Raw genomic sequence first — 17,165 nt, 5'->3', positions numbered from 1 at the left:
TTACTATATAAATATGGATGTTGCACCGATGAAATTGTAAGCATTATTATGCACGCGCTTTGTAGCTTATTTTAAAATGGAATGTTGGCATGTTAATTAAACGCAATATTGTGGCGCTATTTGCCTTTTCTTTTATGGCGAGTGCGACAGCCGCGGAATTTTCTATTGGCGGTGGCGCTGTATATAATGAATCTCCTTATCGTGGATATAATGATAATGTTCACGCAGTACCGCTTGTCAGTTATGAAAGTGAATCATTTTATTTTAGGCAAACAACGTTAGGCTATATTTTGTCGAAGAGTAAAAGTAATGAATTTAGTCTTACTGCCTCATACATGCCGCTTGAGTTTGATCCAGGTGATAACGACGATCATGCGATGAAAAAGCTGGATAAGCGCGATGCGACCGCTATGGCGGGCGCCGCGTGGTATCACCATGAGAAATGGGGCAGCGTGAAAGTCTCCGCGGCGGCAGATGTTCTGGACAACAGCAATGGTTGGGTCGGGGAATTGTCGCTGTTCCGCCAAATGCCAATGGGTAAGCTGACGCTGACGCCTGCGATTGGCGTGCTCTACTATGACGAAAACTTCAACGAATATTACTACGGTATATCTGGCAATGAATCCCGCCGTAGCGGGTTATCAAGTTATTCCCCAGGCGATAGCTGGACGCCCTATGTCGGGCTGTCGGCAAAATATGCGTTAACCACTAATCTGACATTGCTGGCAAGCGCCAACTATAGCGTGCTACCGGATGATATTAAGAATAGCCCAATGGTTGATCGCGACGACAGCTTCACCTTGATGTCCGGTCTGACATGGCGTTTCTGATTTAAATACGTGCCTGATGGCGCTTCGCTTATCAGGCCTACCTGGATGGGTGTTGTAGGCCGGATAAGACGCGAAGCGTCGTCATCCGGCACGCTTTCAGCTACTGCTCGTTTACCCAGATACGCATTTCGCCTTCACCACGGTTTGCCCAGCTAAACCACGGAATAAATGTTAATGTCTGCGCCTTGCGGGAAGAGGGGGAGACATCGTAGTGCCACAAGGACTGTTGCGTCGCATCGTTCGCGCTGTGTTTCACGCCTTCAGCTTGAATCAGCATTTTATGGCTGAACAATCCCTTACCCTCAAATACCCTGAATTCACTCTCTTTCGGCAGCCACAGGTTATGTAACTCTTCACCATTGTCGGCTTGCTCCAGGCAATACACCAGCGGTCCACGTTGAACGGCCACTTTACCCGCAACATGACGAACAAGTGGGTTCCCGTACACCCGACGCACTGGCATAGGAAGCGTCAGGCTGAGCGTATCGCCCTCCTGCCAGGTGCGACTGATGTGCAGATACCCTTTGCGAATATCCTGTTCAACCGGCAGACCATTCAGTGTGACCTGTGGTGCGGAGCACCAGTCTGGCAGGCGTAACGCCAGGGTGTGATACACCGGCTGGACTGAATCAATGGTGATTTTTACCTGCTCATGCCACGGATAGTTGCCACTAATGCGTAATTTGAGCGTCCCGTTCTCAACGGGAACCTCCATGCTATTGCCCACATACATATTGATATACAGCGCGTCCTGACGTGGTGTGTAGAGGTAATGACCAATTGAGGTTAAGACGCGGGCGATATTCGGTGGACAGCAGGCGCAACCGAACCAGCGCTGACGAACAGGTTTAACGTGATCATAAATATGATTGAATTTTAACGATTTAGGATGCACTTCCAGCGGGTTAACGTAGAAAAAATGCTTGCCGTCCAGCGCCATGCCACCGAGTACGGTGTTGTACAATGCACGCTCCATGACATCGGCATACTGGCTGTCGGCCTCCATCTCCAGCATCCGGCGGGCGAACATCATCAATCCGATTGAGGCGCAGCTTTCTGCATATACGGAATCGTTGGGGAGATCGTAATCGCTGCTAAATGCTTCACCGCTGCTCTGAGAGCCGATTCCACCCGTAATATACAGCTGGCGCTGGGCCATATTGTTCCACAGACGCAGACAATCCTGACGTTTGCTCTCGTCCTGGCTTAAACGCGCCAGATGCGCAACGCCAGTCATCAGATAGACAAAGCGCACGGCATGACCGATGGCTGTTTGCTGTTCTGAAATCGGTTGATGTGCCTGACTGTAAGGTTTGTCCTTCACCATCCACGCCGGGCCGTATATGTGCCAGTAAGAGGTTTTTCCGCGTTTTTCGTACTCTTCGTCGTAGAAATGAGGCTGTGTGCCGCGCTGCTCAACAAAGTAGTTTACCAACGTCATATAGCGTGGTTGCTGGGTCACTTCGTACAATCGCATGAGTGCCAGTTCAATTTCCGGATGTCCGGGGTAGCCGCGCAGTTGATTTTTTCCGAGCCCAAACACGCTGTCGATATGATCTGCCAGGCGGCAAACGACGTCTAACAGGCGACGTTTTCCCGTGGCCTGGAAGAAGGCGACGCCCGCTTCAATTAAATGACCGGCGCAGTACAGTTCATGGCATTCGGCGAGGTTGGTCCAGCGTTCATCCGGTGCTTTTACCGTAAAGTAAGTATTGAGATAGCCATCTTCACACTGTGCCGCAGCCACCAGTTCAATGACCTCATCAGCGGTTTTCTCGAGCTCGGCATCCGGTTTTTGGCACAGTGACCAGGCGACAGCCTCCAGCCATTTCGCGACGTCGCTATCCTGGAAAACCATGCCGTAAAATTCGCCCTCTTGTTGCCCGGCCGCAATACGGAAGTTTTCTATCGCATGGCTGGGATCGGCTTCGGCGATGCGGTCATTGAGTGCATCCCACTGGTAGGGGATCACCACATCACGCACCAGCTGCTGATATTGTCCGAGGAACGGATCGCTGACCGTGAGCTTATGCAGGTCGACTTCCAGTACGTTCATTTCGTGCTCCTTAAGGCTGTACATGACGCTGACGCAGATCGGTGGAAATACGCGACATCATCGGGTTATTGAGTTTGCAGATGCGGACAGAGAGTGCCAGCAGAAGGTGGAACAGCGCAGGCAGCAGCGTCTCCATGGCAGTAATACCTTGCAATGAACTGGCTGTTTGGTTGTCGGCACCTGGCTGGTAGGCGACAAAAATAAACAACAGGCTGATGATCCCCGCGCTGGAAGCCCAGGCCAGTTTGATGAAAAACAGGTTGAAGGCGAAGTTCATGCCTGATGAACGAACGCCGGTTTTCCACTCGCCGTAATCGTCGGCAAAAGCCATCAGTGAGAAGTGCAACGGAAGTGTGAAGCCCAGAATAATGCCGTTGCCGAGGATCACCGCCAGCCACAATGTCTGATAGGCCGGGCCGGTTGGCAGGAACCACATCATTACCGCCAGCGCGGCCAGTACCAGGTTGGTGTAGTAATAGAGTTTGACGGTATCGATGCGACGGGTTAGCGGACTGACAATCACCGAGCCAAGGATGGACGCGAAGGTGACCATGGTGAAAAACAGCGACGTGTAAGCGGTACTGCCTTTCAGCACGTAGGTAATGAAGTACATGTACCCGCCGCCGCGAATATTGAAAACGTTGATCAGCAGGAATGACATCACCAGCATCAGCAATAGCTGGTCATTTTTACGTAGCCCGCCGATATGTTCGCGCAGGGTAAATTTCCCCATCATCGCCAGCGGCACACGCTCGCGCACCCAGAAGAAACAGCACAGAAACATTACCACCGCGATAGCACACAGTATGCCAACGCCGAACTGATAACCCTGCGCGGCATTGCCCTGACCGAGAGCATCGACCATCCACGGCAGACCTACGGAGACAAGGAATCCAGCTACACCGCACAGCACAAAGCGCCAGGACTGACAGCCGGTGACCTCACTGTGACGGGTTGTCATGGTGTTGATCAGCGCGCAATACGGCACGTTGATGGCGGTGTAGCCGACGGAAAGCAGCAGATAGGTGCCAAACGCCCACGCGATTTTTACGCCCATACTGGCGTCCGGGACGGTAAAGGTCAGTACACCAATGATGCCAATGGGAACTGCGATCCACAGTTGCCATGGGCGAAAGCGCCCCCAACGGCTTTGTGTGCGGTCGGCGAGTATGCCCATAATGGGGTCGGAAATGGCATCAAATACACGCAAAGCGATAAACAGTGTACCGACCAGTGCGGGCGTTAAACCGAACACGTCGGTGTAGAAAAAGGTGAGGAAGTTCATGATCAGGCAGGTAATTACCGTTCCACCCGCATCGCCTAATCCATAACCTATCTTTTCACGCAGAGATAATTTGTCGTCTTGCGCACGTTGCGCTAAATCGCTTGTCGTAATCGGAGCCGAAGTCATAAATAACTCCTGGAGATGATGTTCAGAAAGTATCCCGCTACATTGCGGGTTTTTTAGTGGTAATTTGCAAAGTACGTTATTTATTCTGCACGAAATGTTTAGCGCAACAAGGGAAGGGAAAAGTATAAAAAGATGACAATTCCGACTTCATTATGAAAATGTGATTTTGATCCGGCAGAACATGATTTTATCGTGAATAATCAAAGGTAAAGAGCACGTTAGATAATGTAAAAAGCAGAGGTTTGAATAGTTATGCTCGAATTATCCATGTCTCTTCCGATTAAAGTGCAAAATGGTGGCTTATTTATTTCCCGTGGTGTCGGTAGTCATCCGGCACGGCAATTGCAATCCTGGGAAATAATTTTTGTTGAAAAAGGGACATTAACGATTCGCGAGGGTAATGATCTTTTTCGCGTGAATGCCGGTGAAAGTTTGCTGTTATGGCCGCAACGATTACATATCGGCGTGGGGCAATTTCCAGCCGACCTGAAGTTTTACTGGCTGCACTTTGAGGTGGCGGCAGAAACCGACGCAGCCATACCTGAACCGCTACTCACAATTCCTCAGCATACCCGGGTGAGTGAGCCGCAGTATATTATTTCGCTGTTTCGCCAGTTCTTACGTGAGCAAGAAAATATACATCGCAGTATCGCATTAGAGCTGCTCTTGCTGTTGATTCTGCAGCAAATATCCGCCGCTGCCAGCGAACAGCCCGCTGATAGCCCTGGTAATGCGCTGGCATGGAAGGCCCAGCAAATTATACATACTCAGTTTCATCTGCCGATTTCGGCTTCAGCGCTGGCAAAAGAGCTACATTGTAATGCGGACTATCTGGGGCGTGTATTTCGTGGTGCTTTTCAACTGACATTAACCGAGGCGCTGCATCGTCAACGGGTGAGAGCAGCAGAAAAGCTGCTCATTAGCGATTCACTGTCGTTAACTGAAGTGGCGATGAAATGCGGATTTAATGACGTCGGTTATTTTCGCAAAATCTTTCGTAAGCACACCAGCCTGACACCGGCGGCGTGGAAGCGCCGCTATTGTAAGGAGCATATTAATTCGGCGTAATCGAAGCCTGACAAAATTTAACCGTTTCCCTTGTCCGATCAAGGCAGCATAACCGGGCTCTCTGGCACTCTGTGATTTTCATGCAGATGGAGGGGGCAATGAACGCGTTTATTATGGCGGATGCGGCGAAGTGTATTGGGTGTCGTACCTGTGAAGTTGCCTGTGTCGTCGCGCATCAGGAAAACCAGGATTGTGCGGCCGTCTCCTCTGGAGCATTTGCCCCGCGGATCCGGGTTATCAAAGATGATGCGTTTACCACTGCAGTTGCCTGCCATCAATGCGAAGACGCTCCCTGTGCGAATGTGTGTCCAACTCACGCCATTCGCCGTGAACATGGACATATCTTCGTTGAACAGGCGCGTTGCATTGGTTGTAAAAGCTGTATGCTGGCCTGCCCGTTTGGGGCGATGAATGTCGTCGCGCACACGTCACGGGTGCAGGCGATTAAATGCGATCTGTGCTGGCATCGCGAGACGGGTCCGGCGTGTGTAGAAGCCTGCCCGACCAGCGCGTTGCAGTGCATTGATGCTGTTAGTATTCAGCGGCAGCGTCTGCGGTCACAACCGCTGTAAAGCGAGTCCCGACCTGCACTGAGGTCGGGGTTTTCGTCAGCCTTCAAGCCAGGCGCGTTCTATCTCTTCAGCCAGAATCTTCACGCCAGCCTCGATTTTTTCCGGTTCCGGTACGTAATTCATCCGCATGCACTGATGCGTATGCGGCCAGGGTTTATCCAGCCCTGGGAAGAAATAGTCGCCAGGCACCATCAGGACACCGCGCGCTTTCAGACGCTGATATAACAGCTCGGTGGAAATCGGTAAATCCTTGAACCATAACCACAGGAAAATCGCCCCTTCTGGTTTATGAATCAGGCAGCGATCTTCAGATAAATAGCGGCGAAGAATCGCAATTGTTTCCTGAACGCGCTGGTAATAAAACGGTTTGATAACCGTCTCAGACAGACGCAGAAGGTCGTTGCGCTTGATCATTTCGCACATGATTGCCGGACCCATTCCGCCAGGCGCAAGGCTGATAATGCCGTTCATATTGGTGATGGCGGTGATGATTTTTTCATTAGCAATAATGATGCCGCAGCGAGAGCCCGGTAGCCCCAGCTTGGAAAGGCTCATGCACAGTACAATGTTTGGGTTCCACAGCGGACGCGCTTCGCTAAAAATGATGCCTGGGAATGGGACACCATAGGCGTTATCGATAACCAGCGGAATTCCATGCTGATTGGCCAGCCGGTCCAGCTTCATCAGCTCTTCATCGGTGATCACATTGCCGGTCGGGTTCGTCGGACGTGACACGCAAATCATGCCTGTCTCTTCGCCGATATGCAGGTGTTCAAAGTCAACGTGATACTTAAACTGGCCTTCCGGTAACAGTTCGATGTTTGGGCGTGCTGAAACGAAAAGGTCTTCTTCGAGCCCTGAATCGGCATAACCAATGTATTCCGGTGCCAACGGGAACAACACTTTTCGGGTGGTTCCATCGGCGCGACGTCCGGCGAAGAGGTTGAATAAGTAGAAAAACGCGCTCTGACTGCCATTTGTCAGTGCAATATTTTGTGGTTCGATATCCCAGCCCAGCTTCTCACGTAGTAGTTTCGCCAGCTCAGACAGTAGCTCGGTTTTACCTTGTGGACCGTCATAATTACAAAGCGCATCAGTGGCTTTGCCGTTTTCCAGCATCTCTGCCAGCAGAGACTGGAAGTAATTTTGCATCTCTGGGATTTGTGCCGGATTACCGCCACCGAGCATGATAGCGCCTGGGGTGCGTAAGCCGTCGTTGAGGTCCTCCATCAGGCGTGTGATGCCTGAATGGCGGGTAAATTTGTCGCCAAAAAGTGAGAATGTCATAGCAGGTGGTCTGTCGAACTCAGTATTAAAGTGGCTAACCATAGCGCTACCTATGGCGGGGTGCAAATCAGGCCTACAGAGCCGAATTGATGTTTTGTGCTGCAGATTTTTTTCTGGATAGTTTTTTATATTGAATCTGGCTTCCCGCGCCGTTGAGCACGAGAAGCCTGTTGGGATCAGCGTTGTCCGGCCCACACGACCATGACCTTATCGTCGCCGTGTTCGCGGATAAATCCGTATCCTTGCTTTAATGAAAGCGTGGTTTGTTTACCCGCTCCGATTGCGGGATGCCGGGCCCTGAACTGGCTAATTCGCTGCCAGTGTGCGACGCTGGCGGCCGATTTCCCGCTAACGTCCTGCCAGTTCATCTGCGAGCGCGTACCTTGTAACGGGTCTGAGCCGGTTGGGCCGAAGGGGCGTGCCGACTCGTCACCGTAAAAAAGTTGTACCGCGCCAGGTGCCAGCAATAACAACTCGGCGGCTTTGTCTCCACCTTCACGGAACAGCCGGGTGTCGTGTGATGAGAGATAGCTTAGCACGTTGAAATTCTGCAATTTATCGGCCATCTGTTGCCAGGTGAGATCGATATTCGCCAGACAATCGACGGCCCTGGCCGCCTGCTCCTGATAGTCAAAATTGATCATCGCATCGAAACCGTGGCGGTAATAATCGCTTTGCATGACGCCATGTCCCCAGGCCTCACCGGTCATCCAGAAGGGGTTATCATCCAGCGCTTTGTCTGGATTAGCTTTCTTCCATTCGGCCAACGCTGAGCTGGCCTGCGCTTTTAGCTGTTGCCAGGCCGGAAGCTCGACATGTTTAGCGGTATCGACCCGAAAACCGTCAATGCCGTAGTCACGCACCCACTGGCTGAGCCAGTGAGTCAGATAATCTCGTGGCGTATAACCAGGGATGGCTTTGGCGTGGGTATCCGGCTTGTGTTGATAAAAATTCGGCAAACCCGAAGGCGTAGTGGACTCCGTTTTCAGATCGGGCAGGAAAGCCAGCGACATGGTCAGGTCGTCAAAACCCGGATTGTCGTAGTCGCCAATGTCAGTGCGGATCCACTTTTTCCCCCACCATTTTTCCCACGCGGCTTTATCACTGAAGTTGATGTAATCATTAAAGCTGTGCCAGCTCTGCCCGGACACGGGTTTCCAGTCCGTCCAACGTTCACCGAGCGTTTTTTTCAGTTCCTCACCTGACAAGTACAACGCCCCAAACTGGTACTCCTGCATATCAGCCAGCGTGGCGTAACCGGTATGGTTCATGACAATATCGAACAGAATGCGGATGCCGCGTTGATGTGCGCCGTCAACCAGCGCGCGCAGGTCGGCCTCGTTACCCATATTGGCGTCGAGCGTGGTCCAGTCCTGGGTGTAGTAACCGTGATAGGCGTAATGGGGAAAATCGCCTTTAGTACCACCGCCAACCCAGCCGTGGATTTGTTCAAACGGTGCGCTGATCCACAAGGCGTTGATGCCCAGATGTTGCAGGTAGTCGAGTTTGTTGGTCAGCCCGCGTAAATCTCCCCCGTGAAAGGTACCAATTTCCTGCATACCGTCATTGCGACGTCCATAGCTGTGATCATTAGTTGGATCACCGTTTTCAAAGCGGTCTGTCAGTACGAAATACACCGTGGCGTTGTGCCAGTCGAAAGCGGCAGGTGTATCTGTTTCCGCCCGTTCTAACAGTAAAAGTCCATGACTGGCCGCGTTGGGTTGTAGGGTAATGGTTCCGTTTTTCACCGTTGCCGTTTGCTGGCTATAGTAATCACGTACCACGGTGCCTTCCGGGAAGGTCTGGCTCACATCCAGCGTCAGTGGCGAGCCATCCCATTTTGGACACTGGCGGATCTGGGCGGTGATGGGGTCCGCCTCATTTTTTACTGACAGCATTAGCGTCGGTGTACCGGAGCGGGTATCGACTTCCAATGTGTAATCGCCGTCTTTAAATAAACGCCACTGTGGCGGTGTGCCTTCACAGGGTTTTAGCGACAGCATCTGATTGAGTTTAATGGCATCTGTAGGCTGCCAGCACTGTTGGTCAAAATTCAGGGTCAAAGGGCGAGTACCCTTCGTCAACGCTGCATGGCTGACAAATTTACCCGTACCTTCCGCTTCGAAAGTCGGGAATCCCTGAGAAGTCCATGATGAGGCGATGGCAATGCCGGGCAGTAATACCAGCGCAACGGCGGCAAGTTTCATAATGCTGTCCTTGATGCTGCGATTTACGCCAGTTTGCCAGTGAAATCAGAGCGGAAACTCATCCTTAGCGTCGATTCTGCCCGGATGAGAGACGAGGGTGAGCGATCGCGCGCAAAAAACGACCTGATTTTGCGATAACCTCCACATTTTCTTCGAATTAACCGCACCCGGAACGGTTTGTACGTGACATAGTTTCAGAATTGGACTATTCCTTTGGGTGCTCTTGACGGCTATTTTTGATATGATTTGAGATTCATCTCTCATTTTTGTGAAAAATATAAGGTGTTGGAATGTTTAAATCCGACCAGGAGACCTAATGATATTGACTCCCATTCGACGATATGGGGCAATGATTCTTATGTTACTCACCATTGCATTTTCGGGTGAGGTGCTGGCAAAGACACACACGGCGACAACGAGTCATAAGCCCCAGGTAATCAAGGCAAGTAATACACAGGTAAGCAGTAAACAAGAGTATTCTCGCAATAGTGCAAAGAGTAGTTCACTTCCTGATTTGCGAAAATACCCTTCCGGAACACCAAGGAAAAAAGCGTTTCTCCGGACGGTTATGCCTTATATTACCAGTCAAAATGCTGCCATTACGGCGGACCGTAACTGGCTGATCTCAAAGCAGTACCAGAATCGCTGGTCACCGACTGAGCGTACGCGTATGAAAGACATCGCGAAACGCTACAAGGTGAGCTGGTCTGGTAACACGCGTAAAATTCCATGGAATACGTTGCTTGAGCGCGTAGACATCATTCCTACCAGTATGGTGGCGACTATGGCTGCGGCTGAAAGCGGTTGGGGCACATCGAAACTGGCGCGTAGCAATAACAACCTGTTTGGCATGAAATGTGTCAAAGGCCGCTGCAACAATGCACCCGGTAAGGTGAAAGGCTATTCACAGTTTGAATCGGTAAAAGAGTCGGTGAATGCATATGTCATTAACCTGAACACGCACCCGGCATACTCTTCCTTCCGTAAATCGCGCGCGCAGTTGCGTAAAGCCGATCAGGAAGTGACAGCGACCGCGATGATCCATAAGCTGAAGGGGTACTCCACCAAAGGACAGAGTTACAATAACTATCTGTTCGCGATGTACCAGGATAACCAGCGTTTAATCGCCGCGCATATGTAATTCCACAGGCCTGATGGCGCGACGCTTATCAGGCCTGTGAGTCGCTCTGTCGGCCGGATAAGGCGAAACCGCTATCCGGCACAATTCCCCTTACAGCAACACCTCACTGTTCATGTCACGGTACTCTTTTGGCGTCGTGTCATACTCTTTCTTGAAAACGGAATAGAAATACTGCAACGACGGGTAGCCGCACATTTGTGAAATTTCGTTTATCGCGAGCGTCGTGGAGATCAACAGGCTACGCGCTTTTTCCAGTTTTTCGGCATGAATCACGGCGTGGATGGTCTCCCCGACCTCGTCTTTAAAGCGCTTCTCGAGATTCGAACGTGAAATCCCAACTGCATCCAGCACTTGTTCGACTTTGATGCCTTTACAGGCATGGTTGCGGATAAAGTGCATTGCCTGAATGACAGCGGGATCGGTCAGTGAGCGATAGTCGGTTGAACGACGATTCACGACGCGTACCGGAGGCACCAGAATGCGTTGCAGCGGCAGTTCTTCATTCGCCAGTAAGCGGTGCAGAAGTTTTGCCGCCTGATAGCCCATTTGTCGCGCGCCCTGAGCAACGGAGGACAGTGCGACGCGGGACAGGTAACGGGTGAGTTCTTCGTTATCGATCCCAATGACACACAGTTTTTCCGGCACCGGGATATGCAAATGCTCGCAGGCCTGCAGAACATGCCGCGCACGCGCGTCGGTTACGGCGATAATACCGGTTTGCGGGGGTAAAGTTTGCAGCCAGTCCGCCAGTCGATTTTGAGCGTGCTGCCAGTTTTCTGGTGCGGTTTCCAGCCCCTGATAAACAACGCCACGGTACTTCTCTTTGGCGACCAACTGGCAAAAGGCATATTCACGCTCGGCAGCCCAGCGCTTGCCGCTGGAAGAGGGCAGACCATAAAATGCGAATCGGTTGACCCCTTTTTCTTTTAGATGCAAAAAAGCGCTTTCCACCAGTGCATGGTTATCAGTCGCAATGTAATGGACGGGTGGATAATCGCTTTCAAGATGGTAGGAACCACCGACACCGATGATGGGAACATCGACATCGGCAAGTAATTGCGCAATGTCATCATCGTCATAATCAGCAATAACACCGTCGCCTAACCAGTCTTTGATATTATCAATACGGGCACGGAAATCTTCCTCAATGAATATATCCCACTCGGATTGCGATGCCTGTAAATATTCACCTACGCCCTCTACCACCTGGCGGTCATAGGCTTTATTAGCATTAAATAATAGGGTGATGCGGTGTCGTTTATCAAACATAAGAGCCTATCCTGAAAGGTTAACGTGGCCTGTCGATACTACCAAAACCGCAGGTGCGACTACTTGATGAAGCGTGACAAATTTCTTATTTGCGTAACGCTACGCAAAATTCACACACCCCGACCAGGAAGACAATTGTCATTTCTTATCTGCGTATTATGGTTTTTTGTTTATTGATGAAGAGCCGATCGCGATCGCTTTTTTAATTGCTTATTCAGTGTGAATTTTTGGGAGCCAGCGCACATTTGGGTATTCTCTTAATGGCGGTGTGAAATAACGTAATTGAGCAATAAATCAGGAAATTCCAGTATGACTGTATCGCAGTTTACTTGCCGTATTACCTGATTATGGAGCTTATTATGCAGGCTTATTTTGACCAACTCGATCGCGTTCGTTTTGAAGGTACAAAATCCACTAACCCACTCGCATTTCGCCATTACAACCCTGATGAAATCGTGCTGGGCAAGCGCATGGAAGATCATCTGCGTTTTGCCGCCTGCTACTGGCACACTTTCTGCTGGAACGGCGCGGATATGTTCGGTATGGGGGCCTTCGACCGTCCGTGGCAACAGCCGGGTGAAGCATTGGCGCTGGCAAAACGTAAAGCGGATGTGGCCTTTGAGTTTTTCCATAAGCTGAATGTGCCTTATTACTGCTTCCATGATGTTGACGTCTCGCCTGAAGGCGCGTCACTGAAAGAGTATAAAAATAACTTTGCCCAGATGGTGGATGTGCTGGCGGCAAAACAGGAACAGAGCGGCGTGAAACTGCTGTGGGGTACGGCAAACTGCTTTACTAACCCACGTTATGGCGCAGGTGCGGCGACTAACCCGGACCCGGAAGTCTTCAGCTGGGCGGCCACGCAGGTCGTGACTGCCATGGATGCCACACATAGATTAGGTGGTGAGAACTACGTTCTGTGGGGCGGCCGTGAAGGTTATGAAACGCTGCTTAATACCGACCTGCGTCAGGAGCGTGAGCAGATTGGCCGCTTTATGCAACTGGTGGTCGAGCATAAACACAAAATAGGTTTTCAGGGCACCTTACTGATCGAACCGAAGCCGCAAGAACCCACTAAACACCAGTATGACTACGATGCCGCGACCGTTTACGGATTCCTGAAGCAGTTCGGTCTGGAAAAAGAGATCAAACTGAACATTGAAGCAAACCATGCCACGCTGGCAGGGCATTCGTTCCACCACGAAATCGCTACGGCGATTGCTCTGGGGCTATTTGGTTCCGTCGATGCGAACCGTGGCGACGCACAACTGGGCTGGGATACCGACCAATTCCCGAACAGCGTAGAAGAGAATGCGCTGGTCATGTACGAAATCCTGAAAGCGGGCGGATTTACCACAGGTGGCCTGAACTTTGATGCCAAAGTCCGTCGTCAGAGTACCGATAAATACGATCTGTTCTATGGTCATATTGGGGCGATGGATACCATGGCGCTGTCGCTGAAAATTGCGGCCCGTATGATTGAAGACGGTGGCCTGGATCAGCGCGTGGCAAAACGTTATGCCGGTTGGAATGGTGAGCTGGGCCAGCAAATTCTGAAAGGTCAGATGACGCTGACGGAAATTGCGCAGTACGCTGAACAACATAACCTGGCACCGGTGCATCAGAGCGGCCATCAGGAACAGCTGGAAAATCTGGTAAACCATTATTTGTTCGACAAATAACGGACTGCCGAGTACGTCCGTAAGCCCGGATAGCGATTCGCTACCGGGCCTTTCTTTAAGGAACGATACCCTATGTATATCGGGATAGATCTTGGTACATCAGGCGTAAAGGCCATTCTGCTGAACGAGCAGGGCGATGTGGTGGCCTCGCACACGGAGAAATTGACCGTCTCCCGGCCTCATCCATTATGGTCGGAGCAGGATCCTGAACAGTGGTGGCTGGCGACGGATCGTGCTGTAAAAGCGTTGGGCCAGCAATATTCTCTCAGCGAGGTAAAGGCGTTAGGTATTGCCGGGCAGATGCACGGCGCGACGCTGCTTGATAAGCAGCAGAAGGTTCTGCGTCCGGCAATCCTGTGGAATGATGGTCGCTGCGCTGAAGAATGCGTGATGCTGGAAAATCAGGTGCCGCAATCTCGTGTGATTACCGGCAATCTGATGATGCCTGGCTTTACCGCCCCTAAATTGCTGTGGGTTCAGCGCCATGAACCGGATATTTTCAGCCAGGTTGATAAAGTCTTGCTGCCGAAAGATTATCTGCGTCTGCGTATGACCGGAGAGTTTGCCAGCGATATGTCGGATGCCGCAGGTACGATGTGGCTGGATGTCGCGAGACGTGACTGGAGTGACGTCATGTTGTCTGCGTGTCAACTGACTCGCGCACATATGCCGGCCTTGTACGAGGGCAGTGCGATTACCGGAACGCTGTTGCCTGCTGTCGCGCAATCCTGGGGCATGTCAGAAGTTGCGGTCGTTGCCGGTGGTGGCGATAACGCGGCGGGTGCGGTTGGCGTAGGGATGATGAATGCAGGCCAGGCGATGCTGTCATTGGGTACGTCCGGCGTCTACTTTGCTGTAAGCGACGGCTTTCTCAGTAAACCAGAAAGTGCGGTACACAGCTTTTGCCACGCGCTGCCTGAACGGTGGCATCTGATGTCGGTGATGCTGAGCGCCGCATCCTGCCTCGACTGGGCGGCAAAATTAACCGGGCTGGCAAGCGTACCTGCGTTGATTGATGCCGCACAGCAGGCAAATGAGCAGGCTGAACCGGTCTGGTTCTTGCCCTATCTGTCAGGTGAACGTACGCCGCACAATAACCCGCAGGCGAAAGGTGTCTTTTTTGGCCTGACGCATCAGCATGGTCCGGCAGAACTGGCGCGAGCGGTACTTGAAGGTGTGGGATTTGCCTTAGCTGACGGTATGGATGTGGTACATGCCTGTGGCGTTACACCGGCCAGCATTACGCTCATCGGTGGTGGGGCGCGTAGCGAATACTGGCGGCAGATGTTGTCCGATATCAGCGGGCTGCAGTTGGATTACCGTACAGGCGGAGATGTCGGTCCTGCCCTGGGCGCAGCACGGCTGGCGCAAATTGCGATGAATCCACAACAACCACTCTCTGACTTACTGCCTCAACTGGTGCTGGAGCAGGCGCATTATCCTGATGCAGAGCATCATGCTCGTTATCAACAACGTCGGGAAACCTTCCGTCGTATCTATCAGCAATTGCTGCCCTTAATGTCCTGATCGTGTTCCCCTCTGATGAGCAGAGGGGATTTTTCTCATATATGTTTCCATTGAATCAATAGCTCATGTGCATAAATGTATTCTGAAATTTCAGTTGGATAGCGTTTTTCTGTGTTGTCTTGAGTGGGTTATTCATATTGTATCCGTGGTAGAGGATAAGGAGATCCCGATGAAGACGACGCGGCTATTGCCATGGCTATTGTTTCTTTCCGGCGCACTCATTTACGTTATTGGCTTATGGCGGGCGTGTCCGTTATTGAGTGGCAAAGGCTATTTTTTCGGCGTGCTGATGACAGGAATGTTTGTGACGTACGCTTATCAGCGTGCTGTAAATCTCAATCAGAACGACGAACGTTTCGCTTCCGTGTGTCAGATGGTGACGCTAATAACCGTTGGGTTACTGCTGGTGGGGGTGTGGAATGCCCCGTTAGCCCCCCTCGAAATGGGGTTATACCCGGCGGCATTCTTTGTGAGTTTACTGGGGCAGGTTTTACTCATGCGTTCAGCAGAATATTTATCTAAAGGACAGGAACTCTAAATGGAAAACAGGACATCAACTTATTCACCCGCATTTAGCATTGTGTCATGGGTCGCGCTGCTCGGCGGTATTGTGGTTTATCTGCTGGGATTGTGGAACGCCGATATGCAGTTGAATGAAAAGGGGTATTACTTTGCTGTTTTGGTGCTTGGTTTGTTTTCTGCTGCGTCGTATCAAAAGACGGTAAGGGATAAATATGAGGGGATCCCGACTACGCCGATTTACTACGTAACCTGTCTGGCCGCGTTTGTTATTGCAGTTGCATTGTTGGTTATTGGTTTGTGGAATGCCACGCTGCTGCTAAATGAAAAAGGATTTTACGGCCTGGCCTTCTTTTTGAGTCTTTTTGGTACTGTAGCGGTGCAGAAAAATATCCGTGATGGTGGCTTTGAGCATCCAAAAGAATCGTTGGCGGTCGCAGAAGAGTTTACGGAGTGACCGTATGCCCTCGATGGTTACCGATCGAGGGCTTTTCTTTTAGCTCACCAGTCTGCGCGTATCGATGCGCTGTAGCAGCATGGAAAGCAATAGACTGCCCGCCAGCGTAGCGCTAAAAATCCATAGCATATCCAGCGGTGGCCAGTTTTTGAGTTCAATACCGCGGGTACGTAGCGCATGAATGATCAGCGCGTGGAAACCGTAAATACCTAACGAGTGACGGGAAATAAGCCCCAGTATGGGCAGTGTGCGTGTACTGAGCGTGTTTTTGACCAACGTCAGGAGCGATGCAGCAAAGATAAATACCGCCGGGCCACAATAGAGATACCAGGTATCGGCAAAATTACCTCGCCACTGGAGCTCATGCAGCGTCCCGCGGGAAATAACAAACACGGCGATGATACACAACGCTGCACAGAGCCAGGTGAGTGAGCGCTTTTGTGTCTCCATCATGCCAATTGCCCGACCCAGCATGCCGTACAGAATGTAGTAGAAGGTATCGCCACTGATGTACAGGTTGATGGGTAGCCACTCAAAGCTGCCCAATTTTTGCGATACGGTATTGGGATTGGCAATAACGCCAATCACGACCATCAATGCCAGCAGCATTTTTCCGCTGACATTTTTCACCTGAATTAACGGGGATACCAGGTAGATAACGGTAATAGCGAAGAAAAACCACAGGTGGTAGAACACCGGTTTTTGTAGCAGGTTTTTCAACGATAGCTCAGCGTTGATCGAGGTAAACAGCAGGATGTAGGCCAGTGCAACGGTGCTGTAAAACAGTATGCACAACGTAATGCGGATGAAATGTCGCGGTCTGGCGCTGCGTTCGCCAAAAAAGAGATAACCCGAGATCATAAAAAACAGCGGGACGCTAACGCGAGAAGCAGAATTTAGCACATTGGCAAGATCCCAATTTACCGGGCTGACGCTTTGCGCATTGGTGATGTACCAGGTCGTGGTGTGAATCATCACAACCATTAAACAGGCTATCCCGCGTAAGTTATCAATCCAGAAAATTTTGGGCTGCATCAGTTCCTCTGTTTTCATTAAAAAAGTCTGACCGGTATTTGCGAACGTCGCTCACTGGATTAATCCGAGTTATTACGCTAAAGCTTGTGATGGCCTGGGGAGAT

The 17,165-nt window shown here is 51.1% G+C and carries 14 protein-coding genes; 8 read left to right on the top strand and 6 right to left on the bottom strand.

The genetic code is table 11. The features are described 5' to 3' along the window. Positions 1–89 precede the first annotated feature (89 nt). On the top strand, positions 90–830 hold the full coding sequence (locus NNO02_RS06615) for a MipA/OmpV family protein (protein ID WP_271440371.1): 741 nt from the start codon (positions 90–92) through the stop codon (positions 828–830). A gap of 100 nt (positions 831–930) precedes the next feature. On the opposite strand, the gene NNO02_RS06610 is transcribed toward NNO02_RS06615, so the two are convergent. Both NNO02_RS06610 and NNO02_RS06605 read right to left on the bottom strand, forming a co-directional pair. After that, positions 931–2,886 (bottom strand): glycoside hydrolase family 127 protein, encoded by a 1,956-nt coding sequence (locus NNO02_RS06610; protein WP_271454451.1) that lies wholly within the window; start codon positions 2,884–2,886, stop codon positions 931–933. A 10-nt stretch (positions 2,887–2,896) separates the two neighbouring features. After that, the gene (locus tag NNO02_RS06605; RefSeq protein WP_271454450.1) at positions 2,897–4,297 is read right to left on the bottom strand and encodes an MFS transporter; all 1,401 of its coding nucleotides are present in this window, start codon (positions 4,295–4,297) and stop codon (positions 2,897–2,899) included. A 252-nt stretch (positions 4,298–4,549) separates the two neighbouring features. Between NNO02_RS06605 and NNO02_RS06600 the strand changes: the two genes are divergently transcribed. Then, positions 4,550–5,365, top strand: coding sequence for a helix-turn-helix domain-containing protein (locus tag NNO02_RS06600; protein WP_271440374.1), 816 nt, complete (start codon positions 4,550–4,552; stop codon positions 5,363–5,365). A 98-nt stretch (positions 5,366–5,463) separates the two neighbouring features. Further along, entirely contained in the window at positions 5,464–5,937 is a 474-nt protein-coding gene (locus NNO02_RS06595; protein WP_271454449.1) for a 4Fe-4S dicluster domain-containing protein, read from the top strand. Positions 5,938–5,973: 36 nt separating this feature from the next. Here the strand turns inward: NNO02_RS06595 and avtA are convergent, their stop codons facing one another. Both avtA and malS read right to left on the bottom strand, forming a co-directional pair. Then, complete coding sequence (gene avtA / locus NNO02_RS06590; RefSeq protein ID WP_271454448.1) at positions 5,974–7,224, bottom strand: valine--pyruvate transaminase; 1,251 nt, start codon at positions 7,222–7,224, stop codon at positions 5,974–5,976. A gap of 176 nt (positions 7,225–7,400) precedes the next feature. Continuing rightward, entirely contained in the window at positions 7,401–9,431 is a 2,031-nt protein-coding gene (gene malS, locus NNO02_RS06585; RefSeq protein WP_271454447.1) for an alpha-amylase, read from the bottom strand. 316 nt (positions 9,432–9,747) lie between these two features. On the opposite strand from malS, the gene NNO02_RS06580 reads away from it, so the two are divergent. Beyond that, positions 9,748–10,572: a protein bax gene (locus tag NNO02_RS06580; RefSeq protein WP_061066797.1), complete on the top strand. Its 825-nt coding sequence runs from the start codon at positions 9,748–9,750 to the stop codon at positions 10,570–10,572. Positions 10,573–10,662: 90 nt separating this feature from the next. On the opposite strand, the gene xylR is transcribed toward NNO02_RS06580, so the two are convergent. Beyond that, on the bottom strand, positions 10,663–11,841 hold the full coding sequence (gene xylR, locus NNO02_RS06575) for a D-xylose utilization transcriptional activator XylR (RefSeq protein ID WP_048213671.1): 1,179 nt from the start codon (positions 11,839–11,841) through the stop codon (positions 10,663–10,665). 359 nt (positions 11,842–12,200) lie between these two features. Between xylR and xylA the strand changes: the two genes are divergently transcribed. From xylA to yiaA, 4 genes are all read left to right on the top strand, one after another. Then, positions 12,201–13,523 carry a xylose isomerase gene (xylA, locus tag NNO02_RS06570; RefSeq protein ID WP_271454446.1) on the top strand — a complete coding sequence of 441 codons (1,323 nt, stop codon included), beginning with the start codon at positions 12,201–12,203 and terminating at the stop codon, positions 13,521–13,523. A gap of 72 nt (positions 13,524–13,595) precedes the next feature. Then, complete coding sequence (gene xylB, locus NNO02_RS06565) at positions 13,596–15,050, top strand: xylulokinase (RefSeq protein WP_271454445.1); 1,455 nt, start codon at positions 13,596–13,598, stop codon at positions 15,048–15,050. Between the two features lie 169 nt (positions 15,051–15,219). Continuing rightward, positions 15,220–15,588 (top strand): inner membrane protein YiaB, encoded by a 369-nt coding sequence (gene yiaB, locus NNO02_RS06560; protein WP_271454444.1) that lies wholly within the window; start codon positions 15,220–15,222, stop codon positions 15,586–15,588. Next, positions 15,589–16,026, top strand: a complete 438-nt coding sequence (gene yiaA / locus NNO02_RS06555; protein WP_271454443.1) for an inner membrane protein YiaA — start codon at positions 15,589–15,591, stop codon at positions 16,024–16,026. 39 nt (positions 16,027–16,065) lie between these two features. On the opposite strand, the gene NNO02_RS06550 is transcribed toward yiaA, so the two are convergent. Further along, positions 16,066–17,061, bottom strand: a complete 996-nt coding sequence (locus NNO02_RS06550; protein WP_271454442.1) for an acyltransferase — start codon at positions 17,059–17,061, stop codon at positions 16,066–16,068. Between the last annotated feature and the right edge of the window lie 104 nt (positions 17,062–17,165).

Origin of the sequence: Citrobacter sp. Awk 2, assembly GCF_028069815.1 — a bacterium.
In the GTDB taxonomy this organism is placed as follows: domain Bacteria; phylum Pseudomonadota; class Gammaproteobacteria; order Enterobacterales; family Enterobacteriaceae; genus Citrobacter.
This window is presented reverse-complemented; position numbering and strand designations above follow the sequence as displayed.